Raw genomic sequence first — 3,058 nt, forward strand, 5'->3', positions numbered from 1 at the left:
ATCCATGCGCTTGTTGCTGTCAGCGACAACCGACGCCAGGGCGTCGATCTGGGCGCTGCTGAGGAATTCGCCGCGGGCATCAGCCTGAGCAACGACCTTGGTGAAGGCGTCGAACATGTAAATGAGCTCCTGTTCTCGACGATCGGGGTCGGGATGGGGTTGACAGCGATCGGATTCTTCCGATCGACTGCGCTATTCTGCGGACGAACGCACCCGTTCCGTGGGAAGTTCACAAAGGGTCACCTAGCCCCTTGCGCACTGGGGTTAGACCCCCTTGTCTGTGCCTCCACGCTACAACGATGGCGACGCCCCTCCCCGTTGGCAAGCCCTGAGGCTGCAGGCATCGTTCCGGATTCCGCCTCGCTGGCCCGGGTCCGCCAGTGGCCGTTCCCCCAGCGGTCAGCCATTGCTCCTGGTCGGCCGGCCTTCTCTTGAAGTCGGCCCCAAGGCCTTGAGTGGTCAAGCCTGTGTGTCTTGCCTCCACAGGGCGGTTGCCCCGGTCCGGCAAGGTCCGCGTCGATGTCCGCTGGTGCCCGGGCGGCGCGGTCACCACGCCAGCACCCAGATCCATAGACGGCTGGCCATGTCGCCCCGCTGCCGGACGAATCGCTGCTCAGTGGGCCAAGTCGCTCCGCCGCTGGTGAAGACGCTCCGTCTCTGAGTGAGCTGCCTGGCCGCCCAACGCCACTGGCCAAACCCCGCTGGGCCGGTGTCACTGAATTGGTGCCCTGCGGCCCACGATCAGGTCGGCGGCTGCTCGGCTGAGGCGCGCCGCTCAAATCGCCCTGCTCTGGCCGACAGGCTGACCCGCCAGCCTTGGCTGGTGCTTGCTGCTTCTGACGACAGCCCCGTTCTCCTGCCGCTTCTCTCTTGACAACCAAGTGCAGGGCAGGGGCGGTGATGGCGCTGCACGGTCACAAAGCCAAAAAAAAGCCCGGCGGGGTCACCGCCGGGCCTGATGCCCATGGATTCTGGGGACGTTGGGTCAGTTCACCGGTGTGACGCTGGCCACGCGGCCACCTTGACGGTGAATCATCTGCTGGTACTCCAGCATTTTGTTGAAGGGAACAAAGCGCACCGTGTTGCTGCGCTTGTGCAGCCGGTAGTTGTTGAACCCGGTGACTTCCACACGATACATCTTCGCCTGCTGGCCGATCCCCTTGGCCATCTTGGTGATCGACTCGTTGGCGACCTTGGTGGGCTGGAAGCCTGCACCGGCGGCGTTCGGGCTCACCACGGGCAGTGCACGGTCCTGGTGGAGGGCCTTGCCGAGACGGAAGTTGGTGCCGGCAGTGTCACCCTTCACCGAAGCAGCCGCTCCGCGGGTGAGCTGCATCAGCCACGAGAACTGACGACCGGCATGGCCTGCGGAATAATCCCAGCCATGCAGGTAGGGAACGGTTTCTTCCCCGAACCGCGCCTGATACTCATCGCTGTCGATGTAGGAGTCGATTTCGGCGTCGTAGCCGTGCTCCTGGAGGATCGTGAAGTGATGCAGCATCTCCGCCTTGCTGTGAGGGGCGCGGCCGAGCAGATGCTTGTGATTCAGTTCAATGAAGTGGTAGGGGTTGCAGTTCTCGAAGAACTTTGCCCTGTACAGGCCACTTTTCGCCATCATCCGCACCAACTCGCGGATGCTGAGGTAGCCGTTCTTGAAGAGGGACTCTGCCCCTTCAAGCCGCTCGCTCTCCATCAGGTATTGGTAACCGAAAACCTGCCGGTAAACGGCGCGGATCAGTTTCCCTTTGTCCTGATCGGAGCCGTTGCTCCAATTTTCGTTACCGCGATCGTTGGCGAAGCGCTCAATGCCGAGATAGGCGGCGTTGACGAGTGTCATGGGTGCCGGGCTGGAAGAGGGTAAAAAAAAGGAGGCCGTGAGGCCTCCGTTGCGCCGATGGCAAGCGAGGAGAGAATCCTCGGTTGCATCGCTGAATCCGCGAGGGATCAGACGAGGGCGTTGATGGCGTAGTCGATGTAGTTGTTGGCGATGACACCGGGGTCGCCGGAGACGCCGTGGTTGGCCTTGATGTAGTTCAGGGCTTCAACGTACCAGGAGGGGGAGAGCTCGAAGGCACGGTTGATTTCATCGAGACCAGCGATGAGGTACTCATCGAGGGGGCCGGTGCCACCAGCAACGAGGGAATAGGTGATGTGACGGAGGTAGTAACCGATGTCACGGGCACACTTCTCTTTGCCCCGGGGGGTGGAGGCGAAGTTGGAACCCTGCTGCTGGGTGGTGTAGGGGTACTTGTTGTAGACGGCCTGAGCAGCGCCGTTGACGAGAGCGTCAGCGTTGGCGGTGAGCTGGCGAGCAGCTTCAAGGGCGTTCTTGGCGCGCTCGAAGCGACCGAAGGCGGCGTTGAGCTCGGTGTTGCTCAGGAAACGACCCTGGGAGTCGGCGGCAGCAACGGCCTCGGTGAGGGGAGTCTTCGACATTGGGTGAAGGAGAAGAAGGTGGGAACCGAAGAAAGGGTTGGATCAGCGGGATGAGACCAGCCGATCCAGGTGCAGCCGATCAGCCGACAGCAGAGGCGGCGCGATCGAAGTAGGTGCCGATTTCGGAAACGAGAGCGGAGCAATCACCGGGGGTGATGCCGTTGCGATCGTTGACGAGAGCGATGGCGGCGTCCTTCATCTTGCGGACTCCTTCAGCCACCGAAGCGCCGGGGACGCCGAGGGCGAGATAGGTTTCGCGAAGGCCGTTGAGGCAACGATCTTCCAGGACGGAAGCGTCGCCGGTGAAGACGGCGTAGGTGACGTAGCGGAGGATGATCTCCATGTCGCGCAGGCAGGCAGCCATGCGGCGATGGGTGTAGGCGTTGCCACCGGGGGCGATCAGAGCAGGCTGTTGATCGAAGAGATCGCGAGCAGCGTTGGTGACGAGGCTGGAGGCGTTGGAGGTGATGCGGTTGACAGCATCCATGCGCTTGTTGCTGTCAGCGACAACCGACGCCAGGGCGTCGATCTGGGCGCTGCTGAGGAATTCGCCGCGGGCATCAGCCTGAGCAACGACCTTGGTGAAGGCGTCGAACATGTAAATGAGCTCCTGTTCTCGACG

Annotated in this window: 3 protein-coding genes and 1 pseudogene; all 4 read right to left on the reverse strand. The window is 62.2% G+C overall.

Annotation, left to right across the window (positions count from 1 at the left end; all coding sequences use genetic code 11):
- A pseudogene (locus KQ303_RS00870) lies at nt 1-117 on the reverse strand (phycocyanin subunit beta); the annotation flags it as partial.
- 868 nt (nt 118-985) lie between these two features.
- A complete protein-coding gene (locus tag KQ303_RS00875) occupies nt 986-1,837 on the reverse strand; it encodes a phycobilisome linker polypeptide (protein ID WP_259728780.1) in 852 nt (283 codons plus the stop codon).
- Between the two features lie 107 nt (nt 1,838-1,944).
- On the reverse strand, nt 1,945-2,436 hold the full coding sequence (gene cpcA / locus KQ303_RS00880; RefSeq protein WP_094514115.1) for a phycocyanin subunit alpha: 492 nt from the start codon (nt 2,434-2,436) through the stop codon (nt 1,945-1,947).
- 79 nt (nt 2,437-2,515) lie between these two features.
- Entirely contained in the window at nt 2,516-3,034 is a 519-nt protein-coding gene (locus KQ303_RS00885) for a phycocyanin subunit beta (protein WP_094514122.1), read from the reverse strand.
- Between the last annotated feature and the right edge of the window lie 24 nt (nt 3,035-3,058).

It is taken from the genome of Synechococcus sp. CS-1333 (assembly GCF_025128015.1).
Taxonomy (GTDB): domain Bacteria; phylum Cyanobacteriota; class Cyanobacteriia; order PCC-6307; family Cyanobiaceae; genus MW101C3.

What these genes read in the sequence shown, in the direction of transcription:
- KQ303_RS00875 (WP_259728780.1), bottom strand. Translation starts at nt 1,837, where the DNA reads ATGACACTCGTCAACGCCGCCTATCTCGGCATTGAGCGCTTCGCCAAC.
- cpcA (WP_094514115.1), bottom strand. Translation starts at nt 2,436, where the DNA reads ATGTCGAAGACTCCCCTCACCGAGGCCGTTGCTGCCGCCGACTCCCAG.
- KQ303_RS00885 (WP_094514122.1), bottom strand. Translation starts at nt 3,034, where the DNA reads ATGTTCGACGCCTTCACCAAGGTCGTTGCTCAGGCTGATGCCCGCGGC.